At 39.7% G+C, this 18,777-nt stretch carries 16 protein-coding genes; 8 read left to right on the forward strand and 8 right to left on the reverse strand.

Features of this window, described 5'->3' with window-relative positions:
* Nucleotides 1-84 precede the first annotated feature (84 nt).
* The 3 genes from VB733_RS01120 to VB733_RS01130 all read right to left on the reverse strand — a co-directional run bounded on the left by VB733_RS01120 (nt 85) and on the right by VB733_RS01130 (nt 2,831).
* Nucleotides 85-897, reverse strand: coding sequence for an alpha/beta hydrolase (locus VB733_RS01120; RefSeq protein WP_323338274.1), 813 nt, complete (start codon nt 895-897; stop codon nt 85-87).
* A gap of 205 nt (nt 898-1,102) precedes the next feature.
* On the reverse strand, nt 1,103-1,597 hold the full coding sequence (locus VB733_RS01125) for an NUDIX hydrolase (protein WP_323338275.1): 495 nt from the start codon (nt 1,595-1,597) through the stop codon (nt 1,103-1,105).
* Nucleotides 1,598-2,120: 523 nt separating this feature from the next.
* A complete protein-coding gene (locus tag VB733_RS01130; RefSeq protein WP_323338276.1) occupies nt 2,121-2,831 on the reverse strand; it encodes a rhomboid family intramembrane serine protease in 711 nt (236 codons plus the stop codon).
* 156 nt (nt 2,832-2,987) lie between these two features.
* On the opposite strand from VB733_RS01130, the gene VB733_RS01135 reads away from it, so the two are divergent.
* On the forward strand, nt 2,988-5,162 hold the full coding sequence (locus VB733_RS01135) for a tetratricopeptide repeat protein (protein WP_323338277.1): 2,175 nt from the start codon (nt 2,988-2,990) through the stop codon (nt 5,160-5,162).
* Nucleotides 5,163-5,235: 73 nt separating this feature from the next.
* On the opposite strand, the gene VB733_RS01140 is transcribed toward VB733_RS01135, so the two are convergent.
* Nucleotides 5,236-7,071 (reverse strand): serine/threonine-protein kinase, encoded by a 1,836-nt coding sequence (locus VB733_RS01140; protein ID WP_323338278.1) that lies wholly within the window; start codon nt 7,069-7,071, stop codon nt 5,236-5,238.
* An 800-nt stretch (nt 7,072-7,871) separates the two neighbouring features.
* Between VB733_RS01140 and rpmI the strand changes: the two genes are divergently transcribed.
* The 4 genes from rpmI (at nt 7,872) to VB733_RS01160 (ending at nt 10,049) form a co-directional block, all read left to right on the forward strand.
* Nucleotides 7,872-8,069, forward strand: a complete 198-nt coding sequence (gene rpmI, locus VB733_RS01145; RefSeq protein ID WP_096610544.1) for a 50S ribosomal protein L35 — start codon at nt 7,872-7,874, stop codon at nt 8,067-8,069.
* A gap of 20 nt (nt 8,070-8,089) precedes the next feature.
* Nucleotides 8,090-8,443, forward strand: coding sequence for a 50S ribosomal protein L20 (gene rplT / locus VB733_RS01150; RefSeq protein ID WP_096610542.1), 354 nt, complete (start codon nt 8,090-8,092; stop codon nt 8,441-8,443).
* A 143-nt stretch (nt 8,444-8,586) separates the two neighbouring features.
* The gene (locus VB733_RS01155) at nt 8,587-9,432 is read left to right on the forward strand and encodes a transporter substrate-binding domain-containing protein (protein ID WP_323338279.1); all 846 of its coding nucleotides are present in this window, start codon (nt 8,587-8,589) and stop codon (nt 9,430-9,432) included.
* 92 nt (nt 9,433-9,524) lie between these two features.
* Nucleotides 9,525-10,049 carry a tetratricopeptide repeat protein gene (locus tag VB733_RS01160; protein ID WP_323338280.1) on the forward strand — a complete coding sequence of 175 codons (525 nt, stop codon included), beginning with the start codon at nt 9,525-9,527 and terminating at the stop codon, nt 10,047-10,049.
* Between the two features lie 260 nt (nt 10,050-10,309).
* On the opposite strand, the gene VB733_RS01165 is transcribed toward VB733_RS01160, so the two are convergent.
* On the reverse strand, nt 10,310-10,516 hold the full coding sequence (locus VB733_RS01165; protein ID WP_323338281.1) for a hypothetical protein: 207 nt from the start codon (nt 10,514-10,516) through the stop codon (nt 10,310-10,312).
* A gap of 103 nt (nt 10,517-10,619) precedes the next feature.
* Nucleotides 10,620-12,272 carry a N,N-dimethylformamidase beta subunit family domain-containing protein gene (locus VB733_RS01170; RefSeq protein WP_323338282.1) on the reverse strand — a complete coding sequence of 551 codons (1,653 nt, stop codon included), beginning with the start codon at nt 12,270-12,272 and terminating at the stop codon, nt 10,620-10,622.
* Between the two features lie 92 nt (nt 12,273-12,364).
* On the opposite strand from VB733_RS01170, the gene VB733_RS01175 reads away from it, so the two are divergent.
* Nucleotides 12,365-13,849 (forward strand): cytochrome P450, encoded by a 1,485-nt coding sequence (locus tag VB733_RS01175; RefSeq protein ID WP_323338283.1) that lies wholly within the window; start codon nt 12,365-12,367, stop codon nt 13,847-13,849.
* A 759-nt stretch (nt 13,850-14,608) separates the two neighbouring features.
* On the opposite strand, the gene VB733_RS01180 is transcribed toward VB733_RS01175, so the two are convergent.
* Nucleotides 14,609-15,286, reverse strand: a complete 678-nt coding sequence (locus VB733_RS01180; protein WP_095720377.1) for a response regulator transcription factor — start codon at nt 15,284-15,286, stop codon at nt 14,609-14,611.
* Between the two features lie 331 nt (nt 15,287-15,617).
* Nucleotides 15,618-16,091: a ferredoxin gene (locus VB733_RS01185; RefSeq protein ID WP_323338284.1), complete on the reverse strand. Its 474-nt coding sequence runs from the start codon at nt 16,089-16,091 to the stop codon at nt 15,618-15,620.
* Nucleotides 16,092-16,563: 472 nt separating this feature from the next.
* On the opposite strand from VB733_RS01185, the gene groES reads away from it, so the two are divergent.
* Entirely contained in the window at nt 16,564-16,875 is a 312-nt protein-coding gene (groES, locus tag VB733_RS01190) for a co-chaperone GroES (protein WP_096610533.1), read from the forward strand.
* A 147-nt stretch (nt 16,876-17,022) separates the two neighbouring features.
* Nucleotides 17,023-18,660, forward strand: a complete 1,638-nt coding sequence (gene groL / locus VB733_RS01195) for a chaperonin GroEL (protein ID WP_323338285.1) — start codon at nt 17,023-17,025, stop codon at nt 18,658-18,660.
* The last annotated feature ends 117 nt before the right edge of the window (nt 18,661-18,777 follow it).

The raw sequence follows: 18,777 nt of genomic DNA on the forward strand, positions 1-18,777 counted from the left end.
GAATTAATTCCTAACTTTAATTACTCACAGGAAGCTAAAGCAACCATCAGCCAAATGTAAATCTATAATTCCCTGATCAATGAATTAATAACTTTTGATAAAATCGCGAATTTCCTCAGCGACTACCAGACTACATTTTTCTGGTAAATTATTTTCTCCATGGGCGATCGTTTGGAAATTTGCGCCTGGTATTGATTTTGCATAAACTTGACTGGCAGCTAATGCTTCTGGGCTATCTTTGCCACCTTGTAAAATTATAGATGGAGCCTGGAGTAAATGCAGGCGTGTTTCTAAATATTCTGCATAGATTTCAGCTTTTTGACGCTGATATAATAATTCACAAGCTGTTGGATATTCCTCGATTTGACGACGCAGTTTCCACTCTTCATTAACGTTAATTTGCCAACCGAATAATTTGGCGATGGGACGCAGTAAACGCAATAAAGCAAACATAAATTCCGAGCGCTGTAGTAAATTTCGCATTTGCTTTAAGTGCTTTTCTGTCACCTCTGTTGCTACACCTTCAGGTGCAAGTAATACTAATCCCTTAACATTATCTGGATATTTGAGAGCATAACTAGCTGCTACCCATCCTCCTAATGAATGTCCGACTAAATATACATTTTCTAATCTTAATGCCTGTAAAAATTCAGCTAAACATTCGACTTGCAAATCAATAGAGTAGTGAATATCGGGAATCTCAGATTCTCCAAAACCTAATAAATCTGGTGTTAAACAATGAAATTCTCGAGACAAAGACTCCATGATGGGAACCCATTGACTGCCCTCATTCCAACTACCATGTAGAAAAATAACAGGAATCCCTTCACCAACCTCACGCCAGAATAGTAATCCTTGAGAGAGTTTAATCCGGGAGTTGCGAAATAAAGTCTCCATTTTCATTTAATAGTTAATCATTAATGGTTAATCTTTGAATCTTTAATCTTTAATATTCAATCAGGGAGGATAAGAAGCTGTTTATAAACTAAACCAAATCAATCCCTCAGATGCCCCTGCTGCAAAATAAAAAGCCATGCTAGCTAATGGGAAAGACCACTAGCAAGCAGTTATTAACTACCAACTACATACTTAAAGATAATTCTTATGCCAGCGTTGTCAAGCCTTTTAGGTAATCTTGTAACTGTTGAGTATGATCATGAGACATTGGTTCTGGAGGCAGGGAATCAGGATGAAAAGCTTGAATATCCATAACTTCTAAGGTATCCTGCACCTCCATATTTCCCCGAACTTCAGCTTCGACGACAACACAAATTGAATGAATTCTAGGGTCACGATCTGGTGCAGAATATACACCAACCAAACGCCGAATTTTTACTAATTCCAACCCAGTTTCTTCTTTCAATTCCCGGTCAACTGTACTAGGTATATCTTCTCCCCAATCCACCATACCGCCAGGCAAAGCCCAAAGACCGTTATCGCGTCGTCGGATCAGGACAAGCCGACCATCTGGTAAAATTGGGATAATGCTTGTACCTGGGACAGGATGGCGAAATATCACACCAAGTACAGTTTGTCCAAAACGCCATAGACTACGTGTGGACTGGATTCCGACAGCAAACAAAGCAAAAATATTCAATCTTCAAATTTCGGTTATTTTACTTAGTATGATTTACCACTGACATTTACTTAAATCAAGCCTGATATTAAGCTATGCGTTGTTGGATAACACCTGTGGCTCCGGGCTTTATTCTAACGATTAGCGTAGAACAAATCAATATTATCATCTACTGAAAAAGTATAAGTTAAGGTCAGCGCCAAACAATACGCACAATTCATCTCTAAAATTATTGGCAATCATTTTTTGAATTCTCAGAAAAATAAATTTGTCTCAAGTAATAATAAATTATGTTGAGAAAATTATGTATTTGGCAATCCTAAATCTGAGGATTTATCTTTTGTCTCTAGCTTGAAAGAGTGATTAGTCATTTATTATTCCCCGCGTCCCCATCTCTCCGTGTCCGCCTTTCATGCTTGGCGATGAAATTTTTTCATTGGGACTGCCTAGAGTGATGAAAGAGGGATATTATTGTCTGAGTTTTGATGAGAAATTGAGTTTATTTATGTTTACTTTATAAATATAAAATATAAATAAATAATCTCTAACGGGATTGAATAAAACGTATATATACTGCACCAAACAACATTCCGATTCCTTGCATCCAATAGCCAATACTAAATTGATTTGCTCCCAATGGGGGAATATTTAAACTACCAATGCCGTAAAAAATCTGTTGTATAAACCACCAAAAAATATAATAAAATGCTGGAATTTCGACTGGAATAAATACAATTAATAAAGGTAAGACCGAATCTATTTTTACTTTAGGAAACTTGAAAATATATGCTCCAATAATTGATGCGATCGCACCATTTGCACCAATTATCGGTACAGTCAAATTTGGCTCTGTGAAAATTTGAAATATACCTGTGAAGATTCCAGAAGTGAGGTAAAGTAATAAAAATCGATGATGACCAATTATTTTTTCGAGAGTGTTACCAAAAACCCAGAGGAACAAGAGATTGCCCAAAATTTGGGCAAAACTGCTATGCAGAAACATTCCCGTGAAAATTCCCGTCGAACTCATTATTACCGCAACCCAAGCAGCAGGATTTCCAGATATCGCTGCTGTCAAGGCATTGGTAATTCCTGCTGGGATGAGTCCTAGTTTGCTAATGGTGTATCCTAATTCATTTCCTAGTTCTAATTTTAGTTCCCATAAGAACAAACCAATAATTATACCAATCAAAATATATGTGACATAGGGCTTTTTCTGTGCGAACAGAAAGACATTATCGCCAATAGGAATCATACTGAATTTATAAATATTATCTGAATAAGTAATAATTAATAATTATTAGGGATAGAGCATTTTCATAACTTTTTCCCTGTCTTTCCTTTCTTTGCCCCCTCTCCCTCAAACTTGTGTCAAGATTAAAATTAGATGTATCGCACACACTATAACCAAATGTTGGGAAACACACTTGCTGGACGTTACCAAATAATTAGTAACCTTGGTGGCGGGGGATTTGGTGAAACTTATGTTGCTTGCGATACTCAACTTCCTGGTACACCTCAGTGTGTGGTGAAAAAACTGAAGCCACAATCCCATGATCCTCATACCTTACAAACTGCTCGGAGATTATTTGATACCGAGGCACAAGTTTTATACCAGTTAGGAAATTATCAATATATTCCCCAACTGTTGGCTTACTTTGAGGAAAATCAAGAATTTTACTTGGTACAGGAATTCATCGAAGGAAATGATCTCAGTCATGAATTAACGCCAGGAAAAGTGTTTACTCAAGCAGCAGTTATTTCACTTTTACAAGAAATTTTAGAAATATTAGAATTTGTACATCAACAAAAAGTTATTCACCGCGATATTAACCCCCGTAATCTTCTGCGACACAAAATAGATAATAAATTAGTTTTAATTGATTTTGGTGCAGTTAAACAAATTACGACAAATTTTGTAACTTCCCAAATCCCCAAAATCACAGTTGCGATTGGTACTCCTGGCTATATCCCTAGCGAACAAGCAATGGGGAATCCGAAATTAAGTAGCGATATTTATGCTGTGGGAATAATTGGAATTCAAGCACTAACGGGTTTATCTCCCGAACAATTTGAACATGATGCAGATAGTAATGAAATTATTTGGCAACATCAAGCAAATGTGACTCCAGAGTTTGCCGAAATTATCGATAAAATGGTAAAGTATGATTTTCGCGATCGCTTTATTTCGGCAAGAGAAGCATTACAAGCAATCAAAGATTTTAGCTGCGGTAGCAATAGCTCTTCTGCGACTCTGGCATTAGCACCTGCACCTGCTTTAGTCGCCAATCATCAATCTGGAAACATTTCATCTGCAAATATCAAACTATTCCATCCCATCAATCCAAAAGTAATCGCAATCAAAGCCTTAACAGGAATTACCCTCATAGGAACTATTGCGACTGCTGGATTTTTTATTTTAGATGCAATAAACTCCACTAATTCCGCAGCACTCTACAAACAGGCAAATACTTTATATGATTTACAACGCTATGAGGATGCTTTAAATACCTATGAACAAGCTCTAGAAATTCGAGATGATTATGCAGATGCTTGGAATGGGAAAGGCAAAGCTTTATATGAATTAAAAAAATATCAAGATGCATTGGTTGCATATGATAAATCAATTCAACTGCAACCGGGATTATTTCTCGCTTGGCGTGGTAGAGGATTTACCTTAGCTAAGTTAGAACGATATCAGGAGGCAATTAGTTCCTATAATAAAGCTTTGGAAATACAAGCCGATGATGCAGAAATCTGGAATGCTAAAGGTGAAGTTTTTAGTCAATTAAAACAGTATGATGATGCCATTCAATCCTACGACAAAGCCGTAGAATTAAAATCAGATTATCCACAATCATGGTATAATAAGGGTAAATTATTCCATGCGTTAAAACGTTATGAAGATGCCATAAAATCATACGATAAAGCCATTGAATATCAACCTAGCTATCAAAATGCCTGGTACGATAAGGGAAATGCATTAGTAAATTTACAACGTCATCAAGATGCCTTTAATGCCTATGATAAAGCCGTACAAATCAAATCAGATTTTTATCCAGCTTGGTTTTCACGGGGAAATGTATTACTAAAAATGGGTCGGTATGTAGAAGCGATCGACTCATTTAAGGAAGTTACAAAATATAATCCTAATAACTATCAAGCATGGTATAGTCAGGGCTGGGCACTACATCAACAGCAACGTTATGAAGAAGCGGTGGATTCTTTTAATAAAGCAACAGCGATTAAACGCAACGATTTTCAAGTATGGTATAGTCGCGGTAACTCACTATATAACTTAAAGCGATACGAAGAGGCAATTTCTTCTTATAATCGTGCAGTTAATTATAAACCGGATCATTACGAAAGCTGGTACAGTCGAGGAAATGCATTCTTGAATTTGCAGCTATTTCCAGAAGCAATCAAGTCTTATGAACAAGCCATTAAAATAAAACTAGACTTTCAACCAGCTATCAATGCCCTCAACCAAGCACAAGCACAATTAACCATACCAAAAGATACAACTAAACCAGAACAAATCAAAAAAGAGGATTCAGGAGTGACATCGAATCCTCAAAATAATTAATATTTATTAGTTCATAAAATATTGGTTATTAATTAATAGGAAGTTAATACTTAGAAAAACTATCCACTAACAATTACCTAATATTAACTTCCTGCATTAAATCACCGGGTTGAAAATCTTGCAGTTTCGTAGAAGACTCAGTGCGAATAAACGAGTTGTTCGCATCACTTGGCGTAACTAATCGGGAATTATTTATGTTACTATTTACACCTAAATCATCCGTCTTTAATGCTGCAAGCTTCTGCCCTTGGGCAGCTAGGCTTTGTTTTTGCGTATATTCAACTAGCTTTGCTTGTGCAGTTGCATATACGTGAGTTTGCTGAGGAATTTGTTCAAGAAATTTTACCGCAGTAGCAAAATCGCGATCGCTTGCTCTCCTGTAAGCTTCTTGAAGAAGATATGCAGCACGAATTTGGCGTTTTTCAGTATATTCGGCAATCTTTTGTTCGACTATTCCATTGGTGTTAGGGCTTCTGGGCACTTGATTGAGATAATCTAAAGCTGTATGGAAATCCTTCGCCGCCGCTTTCTCATAGGCTTTCGCCAATAAACCCTTACCTTGAACTTCAATTTTGGATTTCGCTTGTTTGACTAATCTATCGGTTTTCGCTTGCCAATATAAAATATCTGGTACTTGGGGTGCAGCCTGTAAAACTTCAGACCATTGTCCCTCATACATGGCTTTTTCAGCATGATTATACCTTTCGGCTGCTACTTGCCATTGTTGCTGCCATTCTTGAATAGTTGCTTGTGCTTCCGGATAAACATTACTATGGGAAGGAATAGACTTTGCTAAGGCGATCGCACCTTGCAAATCCCCAGATTGATATTCTTCTGTGGCTTTATATAGTGTCTCGGTTTCCGAATATGCAGGGGAGTTATTCAGTAAAGAATATACCCCAAATCCCATAACTACTGAATTTGCCAGCAGTCCCACCCTTACGCCTGTAAGCAGTGGAGAGGGTGAAGTTTTTTCCGTACTCGAATGATTGCGAGTCGGACTGTACCAATTTCTACTTTCTTCAACAACTCTATATTCAGCTTCGACAGTATGGGGGAGGACTTCGATTGATATTTGTCGTAGTACCTGCAACACCTCCGTCACCGACTGAAATCGTTCTTGGTGATCATAACGAATCATTTGACTAATAGTAGCAGCCAAATAATCACTAATCTGTAAGTGAGGTAAACGCCAAGCAATCTCATTACTTTGAGGATCAACTTTTAGTTGCAAGGGAGTCAAGCCCGTTAAAGCCTGAATCACAATCATACCCAACGCATAGATATCGCTGTTAGGCTTGGTTTGACCAATAAATTGCTCTGGTGGAATATATCCTAAGGAAGTTACAGGAATTCGATAAATCGGCAATACCGAATCGATGCCAAAATCCACAGGTTGAATCGAGCCAAAGTCGATTAATACCAACTTGCCATCACTTACCCGGCGAATTAAATTTTCAGGTTTGATATCGCAGTGAATCACACCTTGCGAATGGATAAAATCCAGAATCTCTAAAACATCAATCAAAAACTGGATGACTTCGCCCTCTTCCCAGAAATAGCCATAGCCTTGACTCAATGGCAATTCCGCACTGAGTGCATGTCCCTCGATAAATTCCTGGACTAAATAAAAACGCTCATGCTCTTCAAAACAAGCAATTAATTCAGGAATCTGATTGTGATGTCCTAATTGTCTGAGGGTTTGTGTTTCCGTTAAAAACCTTAGTCTCAATGTATCTAAATGGCTGGATTGGAAACTAGTTACTTTGAGCTGTTTAACTACACATTTGGGATTTTCTGGATGTTCAATATCTACAGCTACATATGTTTGTCCAAATACCCCTGCACCCAGGCTTTGGACGATTTGGTAACGTCCTTGCAGTATTTTACCGATCATGTGGTGGGTCATGAGTTGGTTACTTAGTCACTCCTTTTATTTTTTCTGACAAAGCACCCTGATTCCGGAAACACTTGCAAAATATATACAAAGAAGACTGATTTACAAAAATGCAACAATTATTATGCTCAGTTGTACGGTAATTTTCATCTTAGCTTTATATCTTTTATTACACTTTGCAAACTGGCAACTCGATGTATCAATGTTTCACTTACTTTTTCAACACAAGCAACATTTATAACTAGTATATATGCCAGTTTTGCTGCTGGTATGTTTGAATATATTCTAGTGTATTTTTTTAGGTGTGAGTAATTAATATTACTTGGTTATATTTAAAGTCATCTCGACTAAAGTCAAACATCGGGCTTTGCAAAACAAATGGGATCATCATTGCAGAGATAAGCTGCGATGCATCTAATCATCTAATTTGTATATAAGACGCGGGCAAGATGCCCCGGAGTTTTCCGTGAAGAACATCTCCCCGGAAACTCCTCTCCACACTACAATTATTTTGCGTTTTTGACTTATATAATTTAGCTGCACATCAGTTTAATACAGTTTCACCCCATTGCTAATGCTCTAAACTCGGCAAACGAAGATGCGATCGCACAATCTTATCTCTAGTCCTGTGGTGACATGACGGCTATTCTCATTCAAGCCAAAGGTGGGTTTATGGCAATCTGTTCCTGCCGTCCTCAGTTGATCGATGTAGATTAATATGATTGAGATTAATATTTTGGAATTGAGCAAAACTGAGACGCTAGATAAAAAACATAGTAATATATTAGATTGTGTCGATTTAATGCCAAAATATGCCTAAGCTCAAAACTCGCAAAGCTGCGGCGAAGCGTTTCCGTGCTACTGGTACCGGAAAAATCATGCGTCGCAAAGCTTTTAAAAACCACCTTCTCGAACATAAAACGAGGAAGAAGAAAAACAATTTGTCGAAAATGGCAGTTGTTGACGAGCGCGATGCAGAAAACGTACGTTTGATGCTTCCTTATTTGTAAATCTCAGGAAAATTTAAGTTATGACAAGGGTAAAGCGCGGTAATGTAGCACGCAAGCGCCGCAAAAAAATTCTCAAACTAGCTAAAGGTTTTCGCGGTTCCCATTCAACCCTGTTCCGGACTGCCAATCAACAGGTGATGAAAGCGCTTCGCAGTGCCTACCGCGATCGCAAACGGAAAAAACGCGATTTTCGTCGTCTCTGGATTACCCGGATTAATGCTGCTGTTCGTCAACATGGTATGAGTTACAGCAAGTTTATCGGGAATCTCAAAAAAGCTGAAGTCAATATCAACCGCAAGATGTTGGCACAAATCGCAGTTCTCGATCCAGCCGGGTTTGCAAAAATCGCCGAAATGGCAAGCCAAGTTAAATAAAGGTGAAAGGGGAAAGAGGAAAGGGGAAAGCTGAAAGGTGGAAGAATGTAGATATTATCTTCAACCGATCGCGTCTTTACGGCTATACAAACAGTGAACGCAAACTGAGTTACAATCAATCGGCATTGCTAAATTAAGTTTGTATGGATTTATTTGTATGGTGTCGGAAGTTTCTCCTGACTTTTACCTTTTGCCTATTTTCTTGTAGTTTTTTAACTTTTCCGTTTTTTCCAACTCCGTTTCTTCTTGCCCCAGCTAACGCCGCCCCATTATCTGAGATTCAGGCGCGCGGCTACATTAAAATTGCCGTCAAAGATAACCTAACTCCTTTAGGTTTTCGTGATGCAAGTGGTAATTTACAAGGCTTAGAAATAGATATTGCTCAACGACTTGCTCAAGATTTACTCGGTAAACCCAAAGCTTTTAAATTAATACCTGTACAAAATCGCGATCGCATTTCTCAAGTTTTAGATCATAAAGTTGATATTCTCATTGCCAGATTCACAGCTACCGAATCCCGCGCTCGATTAGTAAATTTCAGTATTCCTTACTATTTAGATAGCACTATTTTAGTAACAAAAGATACTTTAATTCAAAGATTAAGTGATTTTAAACAGCGCAAAATAGGTGTATTGAAAGGTTCGAGTACGATATCAAGAATTAAATATTTTATACCGAATGCCGACTTGGTTGGAGTTGATTCCTACAAACAAGCCGAAAGTTTTTTGGAAACAAGTAAAATTGCCGCATTTGCAGCCGATGCTAGCGTACTCAGTGGCTGGGTAAAACAAAATCCCCAATATCGCCTCTTAGAAACACGACTATCGACAGAGCCATTATGTATAGTCATTGCGAAAGGGTTGCAAAACGACAAATTAAGAAGGAAAGTAGATAATGCGATCGCTACCTACTTAGAAACAGGTTGGCTACAAGAGCGCATTCAGTATTGGGGATTACCACCTTCGAGAATATTAAGTGTTGAAAGTTAAAAGTTAAAAGTTAAAAGTTAAAAGTTAACAGTCCTCTTTTCCTCTTCCCCCTTTCCTCCATAATAAAAATAGGAACATTTAATATAACAGCAATGGATAGCAAACTCGCAGTTATTTATCTCTCGATTTTCGTTGGCTTACTACTATTCACCGTCGTCAGTGTATTTCGCCAAATCTTTAAAACACGTCGAATCGAAAGTTCTTTTTCTCGACTGCGGAATAAACTAACCAAAGAACAGGGTACAGCACAAGAATATTACGAATTAGCCAGCATTTACTCCGACAAAAAACTATATTCCCAAGCTATTAGTGTTTTCCAAAAAGCACTCAAAGCAGCCGAAGAAGAAAACGAAGAAAGTATCAGTATTATTTACAACGGGCTTGGCTATGTCTATTTTGCCCAAGAACAATATGACTTAGCAATTCGCCAATACAAAGAAGCCCTAAAATCTAATCCCGACTATGTTGTTGCCTACAACAATCTCGCCCATGCCTACGAGCGTAAAAAGCTGAACAATCAAGCCTTAGAAATGTACGAAGAAGCACTCAAACGCGAACCTAATAATGCAATAGCCAAACGTCGAGCAGAATCATTACGAAGATTAGTCTCAGCTTAAGAGTGGGAGAAGAGAAAAGAGAAAAGAGAAATTTTAGATTTTATTTTCCTTAACATCTTTTCATTTCTCCCTATGTTCTCAGATTCAGTCCGGCTAATCACTGACAATTAAAATCTCTTCCTGCGGCTAACCTGTGGCAAGTGACGCTGCAACAGATTCACTTTGTCTTTCTCTCTCCGTGGCAACACATAAAATAAATCTCCGTGTCTATCTCCGCCTCCCCGCGTCACCATCTGTTACTTTCTTTGGGAGAATTGGTATTAGTTTCCCGACTCAGCAAGCCTCTCTAAATGAAACGCAATGTTATTGAGTGACAGTTGAATTTCATCACTGTAGGAAAGACTTCTCCATCTTCGACTTGTGGCATTATCCAAGGCAGTTGTATCCAAGTATCGCGCAAAAACCATTAGCTTCTCGGAGTCTGTTGTCGCTGAAGCTAAATCTTCTAAAAATTCTTGAGGTGTCATAGCAGACTCTTACTCCAAAATGTTGCATCACAGTGTTAATATTTCTGCCACAACTAAATAAAAATTTCTGATATCAGCTTTCATTTATTTAAAGACAATTATTCTATTCGCCACTTTTAAGCATTTTTGCCAAAACATTTCTAGTTATTATCTGCGCGTCTTGATTCAACAATGTAGGGCGTAATTGAGGAGCATTAAAATTATCTAAACCCCAACTCCACTGAATTGTTCCCGTGGCAAATACCGTCGCCCCAGAGTTAGCAGTATAAACTGTCATATCCGAATATTTAGTTCTACCACCGTGGCGATAGGGTGAATGGGCAATGCGAATAGTATTTTCCGGCGCAGAATTGAACATTTTATCAACTTCATATCCCAACAAACCTGATAACCGCATTTCCGTTGTTGGATTGCCAAATCCAAATAAGTTTTTTGAAGTTTGTGCCGTATTTTTGCTCAATTGTGTATCTGCAAGTAGCCATTCTGGAGCAGTATTTGGTATCAAGATATCAGCATTTACCTGAAAAGTATCGTACATGACTCCAATTAAGGCATCCTCAGGACGATTAACAGGTTTTCTCCGCCAAAGAGTAGTTATCAGATAATCATTACTTAAATTGCGATCGCGTGCAAATGGATCTAATGCTTCTGCTTCTTTGTAGGAGACAATTGTCCGGTTAATATCACCAGTAATCCGACTAGGTTCTAAGCGAATTTGCCAATAGCAAGTATTCGCGGAGAAAAAACCCAAACTGACACCAGCATCTCTGGCAGCTTCTACATTATTACGCATTTGCCACGACCAATATTCATCATGTCCAACTGATAAAAATGCCTTATGTAAAAACAGGATTGTTTTCCCACTAATTTTATCTAAATGATTTTCGTGGGTATCAATATTGCTACTGTACGTCACGTCATAGCCGTTTTTTTCCAGCCAACGCACCATGTTATATTCCCATCCGGCACTGGATGTCCGCCGCTTGGGCTGAAAATTAGTTAAAAATTCCCCCGCACCAACTCCGTATGCAGCATCACGATTGGGACTCATTGCATAGGGACGATTGAAGGATACTTTTGAGGCTTGTTTTCCTTGACTATTCCAACGGTAAAGCGACATTGTGCCCCAATTATTATATGCCTGATATGTGGTGACACTCGATTGCAATAAAATATCTGAAGGGCGAGAATCATCACGAACAATAAAAATAATATAGCTTTGTTTACCGCTTTTACTAGCTGTTAGTTTCGCTAAATAAAAACCACTTGCCCATTGGGAAGAATCCTGATAATTACTGGGTATTTGTAATACATAAGGGTCTTGCCAATTACATTCAATTAAACCTGTTGTTTGGTCAACTATTGGTAATGGTTGCTTGACTGATTCCCTAAAAATTGCTGGTGTAATTTGCCGCCCGCCTTGACCTTGATACCAGCCCATTCGATAAATTTCAATTGTATATCCAGGGTCTTTGGTATTCACAAAAAGCTTAATTTTGTCTCCACGATTGACACTAGTTAAAGATGCATATCCTTCTATTTCTCTATTTCTAGCAGGATGTATTAACTGCCAATCTTTTGTTCCTGGTTTAAGATTTTCAATAATAATGGGATTATTTTCTGGTTTGGATATGGATAAATCACCCCCATAGACTGGTATCTGCAAAAACAATAAGACTGTAATAGTAGATAAAAATCCTGAAAGCAATACTTTGAGTAATCTGATGTAGCAATTTAATTGTTTTCCAGATAACATTTGATTTGAACTGTTGTTTGGCACAAAGTCGTTAAATTTTATTGTGCCATTTTGCAAGTGATTTAGAAACTAAATTTGTATTCCATTACACCATGATTGCAACTACTAACAAACCTCAATTAACAGTACCTGGTCCCCCTTCTTCCCCGCTATTTGGTAATCTGATCCAAATGTTCAAGTTTGTAGACGACTCCATTAGTTTGTCGCGTCAATTATTCCAAAACTATGGTTCGGTTGTCTCTTTACTTGCAGGTGGTGGTACAAATATTTACTCTCCCCATCTCAATTGTCCAGGTACAGTTCTTGCCTACGGTGCAGATATTGTTCGCGAAGTTACTAGTAAACATGATATTTACCACAAATGTCCCTTGACTAGAGATTTGTACCGCAAGCGGAATAATTCTTTGCGTACACAGCCTTTCCAACATTTTCTTGTGGGTTTATTTGGTGTTAATGGTGGAGAACACCGCCAACATCGCCAGCTTTTAATGCCAGCATTTCATAAGCAACGTATCGAATCTTACCGTGATGATATGGTAGCCTTGACTGACTCAGAACTCGATCGCTTAAAGGTGGGTGAGGAAGTAGATATCCTGGAGTTAATGCGGCGTTTGACGATGCGTATTGCGACTAAAACCTTATTTGGCAAGGATTTTAGTGAAGAAGGCGACACCTTCACCCGATTATTAAAGCAAGTTGGCGCACAAATGGGTAATCCCGCACTCTCACTTTTGCCCTTTGACTTTCCTGGCTTACCTTTCCACCGGTTGCTAAATTCAGTCGGGGAACTCGATCAAGAATTACGCAATGTGATTCAGCGTAAACGTGCCCAGGGTATTGATGGTGGCGATGTTCTCTCAATGCTTATCCAAGCGAGGGATGCGGAAAGCGGTGTCACCCTCACAGACGACGAATTACTGGGGCATGTGGGGGTAATTTATGTTGCGGGGCATGACACCAGTGCGAATGCTTTGACTTGGACTTTGTTTTTGCTGTCCCAACACCCGGAAATAGCTGCTGACTTACTCGATGAACTTGACAGCGTTTTACATGGGGAAGCACCAACTCTCGAACAGTTACAGCAGTTACCTTTATTAGAACGGGTAATTAAAGAGAGTATGCGAGTATTATCGCCCGTACCTTGGAATGGTCGTGTGATTTCCCAAGCCACTTCCCTAGGTGGTTACGACTTACCTGAGGGAACCGAGGTTTTTGTGAGTATTTACCAAACCCACCACAGCCCCGAAATTTATTCCCAACCGGAACGATTTCACCCCCAGCGTTGGGAAACCATTGAACCGACGATGTACGAATACAATCCCTTTAGTGCCGGTTCGCGGATTTGTATTGGTGCCGGGTTCGCGATGATGGAAATCAAGATTATTTTGGCAATGTTGTTGATGCGTTACAGGTTGCAATTAATTAACAAAAATCCCATCCACCCCAAGGGATTAATTGTCATGTCGCCTCGAAACGGATTACCGATGTTAGTTTATCAACAAGATCGTCAATTTGCTCAAGGAGTCGGTGGAGTGCGGGGAAGTGTTCGAGAAATGGTGGATTTACCGCAACTCTGATGAGTAATCAGTTGAGTTATGTCGCGAATACTAGTATGTGAAGGCAAAAGTAAAATTTTCCATCTGAATTGGGTTTTTCCAGGACGGGGAAACCCAGTTTTTCTTATCCATTCTCAATCCACAACATACTCTTAAGCATCATCAAAACCAATAACGCAGGTTGTACGATTTCGTCTCAGTAGAGATTGTCATTGCGTCGGCGTAGGGAATTACTGATTTAATAACTACGAATTACCAATTGCAGATTACGTAAGCGTAAGCCTGGCTGGATGGTATTGGGAATTACCTACTTATTGCCTTTTGGGGATTTTCTATATACGTAGAATTTTGAGTATTCCTAGTAACAATGTCGTTGTAACACGGATTTACATTTTTGCGGTCAATCGATACAATACAACTAATCAAATTTGACATCCTCTAAAGCATAAAAGAAAAGCTGACTCTACCTCAATGTATCGGGTAAAATCAGCCGGAATCTCAAAAGCTAAATTTCAGGGTGACACTCTGGGAATTACGATGTGCAATTCGGGTGTCTGTCGAAGATTGGACTCATGTTAAGAGTCATTGGGCGTTAAGCTCAAGTCGCGAGTTAGGCGTTAAGAGTCAGAAGTTGAGTCAATGTTTGAATGCTGCGGGAGACATGCATTCAACTCTAGGCTGCCAGTACAAAAAAGCTGCCTTTTAGGTGTAAAGCTGCATTTGCTGTTATTTGGTACCCTTAATTATGCAACTAATTTCCCTTAACCCCTAATCAGCGATTTATGCCATTTGGTTTTCAATTGCCCAGCGAGCTAACTCGGTGCGATTGTGAAGGTTAGTTTTACCTAACATGTTAGAAACATGGCTTTCTACAGTTCGCTGGCTAACGTTGAGTTCTTCAGCAATTTCGCGGTTCGCTAATCCCCTAGCTACAAACTGGACAACTTTCAGTTCGGTAGGTGTTAGCTGCACATCGAAAGGAACTTGAATACGAGAACCGTTTTCCCCACCTTTTGCTTGGTGCTCCTTCCAACGAATTGTTTGCTTGAGGGATGATTCAACCTGCGCCACTAGTTCTTCTGGCTCAAATGGTTTCACCATGTACACGTCAGCCCCTTTATTTAATCCCTTGACGCGATCGGCGCTTTGTCCTTTCGCTGACAGGAATAATACAGGAATCCAACTCGTGCGTTCGGTTTGCCGAACTTGCTCGACGAATGTATATCCATCCATTTCCGGCATCATTACGTCGCAAATGATCATATCTGGAATATCCTGCTCTAAAATTTCCAGAGCTTCCCGACCATTTTCGGCAGTGACGACCTCATATCCCCGGAATTCCAAGTAATCCTTCACCAGCAATATCAGGTTTGGGTCGTCATCAATTAGTAAAAGTCGTTTGTGGTCTTTCATGCTGGGTTCTTTCATAGCAGTGGCAATTGTCGCGCTTCGGTCCATCAGGGTATTGACTCGTTTCCTATGATGGTGGATCGTTAAAAGTGTGTGAGCCTTTCCCACTTAACTCGCCTTTGCTACCTTCACGCCTGAAAAGTGACAGTGACTTTTTTCGACATTCGGAAACTAGGGCTAAAGTCCAGTAAGGATACGTAGAGCAGTAGTATTTATAATGCGCTATTATATATCGCTTTGATGAGTGCGGGCGAAAAAACACTGATTAAATAATAATTATTCAAGTTCACATAAGTGTTGGTTTAAGATGCTCCCAAAAATTAACCCACGCTAATCAATGCTCTATTAAAGCTTACTGCTTTTCATATCCTTTTCATGGTTAAGCCTCTATTAATTGTTCGCCAACATTTTGGAAGCAATTTGGCAGAGAGTGGAGTAAAAATGCGTATTCTTCTACCACTTTATTGCCAATTAGATGTTCTTGAATAATTCGTTCGATTACTTCGGGAGTTGCTTGGCAATACCACACACCATCCGGGTAAACTACCATTATCGGTCCAGAACAACAAACTCGCAAGCAATTGGCTTTTGTTCTGAAGATGTAATTCAGGTTATTTTCTTGTGTCTGATCGAGTTTTAGCTCCTGAAGACGCTTTTTCAAATATTCCCATGATTCCAAAGAAGCTTGTTTAGAGCAACATTTTGGAATTGTTTGGTCAGCACACAAAAAAATATGTCGCTGGATTTTGGAAAGTCCTAGAGATTCTACAGAATTACTTAGGAATTTCTTTGCGGAAATTTTAGTATTTTCGGGTATTCTCAGACCTGATAATTCCGCCGTATTGTTACTCATCTCACACCTCCTGATTACTGTTCTATAACAATTTTCTGGGTTTGCAAATAAATTTGAAGATACAAAAATATTCATAAACCAAAGAAAAATCATCTGATGAACATTTTTGATAGAGTATTTTTACTTAATTAATTCCTGGAATCGTTATGGGACAAAGAAAAAATGCCAAGGAGAAGAGGGAACAGAAACAGGGGAGAAAAGGTATTCCAGAAGACAATGACGGGAAAGAAAAGAGGGGAGATGGGGAGAGGGGGAGAGGGGGAGACGCGGAGAGAGGGAGGGAAATAATATCTTCTTATATTTATTATTTTCCCCGTGTCCCCGTGTCCCCGCGTCTCCCTGTCCTCTTATGTCCACTGCCCATTGTCTAATAGTTCGGGAACCCGTACACAATAATTGATTGCTATTTGAAGCTGTATTTAGGTAAATTAGCACTCAGGAGTTGAGAGTGCTAAGAAGGCACGAATTAGTTATGGCAGCAGTATCATTAAGCGTATCAACAGTAAAACCTTTAGGCGATCGCGTTTTCGTCAAAGTCAGTGCTTCTGAAGAAAAGACCGCAGGTGGTCTTTATTTGCCCGACACAGCCAAAGAAAAGCCCCAAGTTGGCGAAGTTGTCTCTATTGGCGATGGCAAGTTCAAAGATGATGGTAGCCGCATGTCGATGGATGTCAAAGTAGGAGATAAAGTTCTTTACTCCAAGTACGCTGGTACCGACATCAAACTCGGCACTGACGAGTATGTATTACTTTCGGAAAAAGACATTTTAGCAATTGTTAGCTAGTTAGGTAGCGGGCGATGGTGAATGGATAATAGTTAATCGGTATATAGTTAACTGTTAATCTTCAATAACCAACAACCACTAACCAAAAATCGACAACCGATCTAAACAAAAAAACAGAGAATAGCTTACAAAGCGAATTACATTATTATGGCAAAGCGGATTATTTACAACGAAAACGCTCGTCGTGCCCTTGAGCGTGGTATGGATATTTTGACTGAAGCAGTAGCAGTTACCCTTGGTCCTAAGGGTCGTAACGTGGTATTAGAAAAGAAATTTGGCGCACCTCAAATCATTAATGATGGTGTCACCATCGCTAAAGAAATTGAATTAGAAGACCATGTTGAAAACACTGGTGTGGCTTTGATTCGTCAAGCTGCTTCCAAAACCAACGACGCAGCAGGTGATGGTACAACCACTGCTACCGTTTTGGCTCATGGGATTGTCAAAGAAGGTTTGCGTAACGTTGCTGCTGGTGCGAATGCGATCGTGCTGAAGCGCGGCATTGACAAAGCAACAGCTTTCTTGGTTGATAAAATCAAGCAACACGCCCGTCCTGTTGAAGATTCTAAAGCGATCGCTCAAGTTGGTTCAATCTCTGCTGGTAATGATGAAGAAGTCGGCAGCATGATTGCTCAAGCGATGGATAAGGTGGGTAAAGAAGGTGTGATTTCCTTGGAAGAAGGAAAATCCATGACCACCGAATTGGAAATTACCGAAGGTATGCGCTTCGATAAGGGTTATATTTCGCCCTATTTCGCAACCGATGCTGAACGCATGGAAGTTGTGTTTGACGAGCCTTACTTGCTTTTAACTGATAAGAAAATCGGTTTGGTACAAGATTTGGTACCCATCCTCGAACAAGTTGCTCGTTCCGGTCGTCCTTTGGTAATTCTTGCTGAAGATATCGAGAAAGAAGCACTTGCTACCTTGGTTGTCAACCGTTTACGTGGTGTCTTAAATGTAGCTGCGGTTAAAGCTCCTGGATTTGGCGATCGCCGGAAAGCTATGCTGGAAGATATCGCAGTTTTAACTGGTGGACAGTTAATTACTGAAGATGCTGGTTTGAAACTTGACGCAACCAAGATTGATAGCTTGGGTAAAGCTCGCCGCATCACCATTACCAAAGACAACACCACCATTGTTGCTGAAGGTAATGAGCAAGCTGTAAAAGCACGTTGCGAACAAATTCGCCGGCAAATGGAAGAAACTGAATCTTCCTACGATAAGGAAAAACTCCAAGAACGTTTGGCTAAATTGTCTGGTGGTGTAGCAGTTGTGAAAGTTGGTGCTGCTACCGAAACCGAAATGAAAGACAAGAAACTCCGTTTGGAAGATGCTATCAACGCTACCAAAGCAGCAGTTGAAGAGGGTATCGTTCCTGGTGGTGGTACAACCTTGGCACACCTTGCTCCTGAGTTAGAAACTTGGGCAAGCGGTAACCTCAAGGATGAAGAGTTAATTGGGGCAATGATTGTTGCTCGTGCATTAACTGCTCCTTTGAAGAGAATTGCTGAAAATGCAGGTCAAAATGGTGCGGTAATTGCCGAATACGTGAAGCAGAAAGACTTCAACGTTGGTTTCAATGCTGCTACTAACGAATATGTTGACATGTTCGCTGCTGGTATTGTTGACCCTGCGAAAGTAACCCGTTCCGCACTACAAAACGCAGCTTCCATCGCTGGTATGGTGTTGACAACCGAATGTATCGTTGTTGACAAGCCAGAGCCTAAAGATGGCGCTCCTGCTGGCGCTGGTGCTGGTATGGGTGGAGATTTCGATTACTAAACTTAATCATCTTGGGGTGGGTTTTGTGCCTGCCCTGGTCAAAAAACAGCTGTCTCTCCTGAAGGCGAGGTGGCTGTTTTTTTTTGTTCAATTTTATATTCAATCAGAAGGGAGATT

Source organism: Calothrix sp. UHCC 0171, assembly GCF_034931845.1.
In the GTDB taxonomy this organism is placed as follows: domain Bacteria; phylum Cyanobacteriota; class Cyanobacteriia; order Cyanobacteriales; family Nostocaceae; genus Brunnivagina.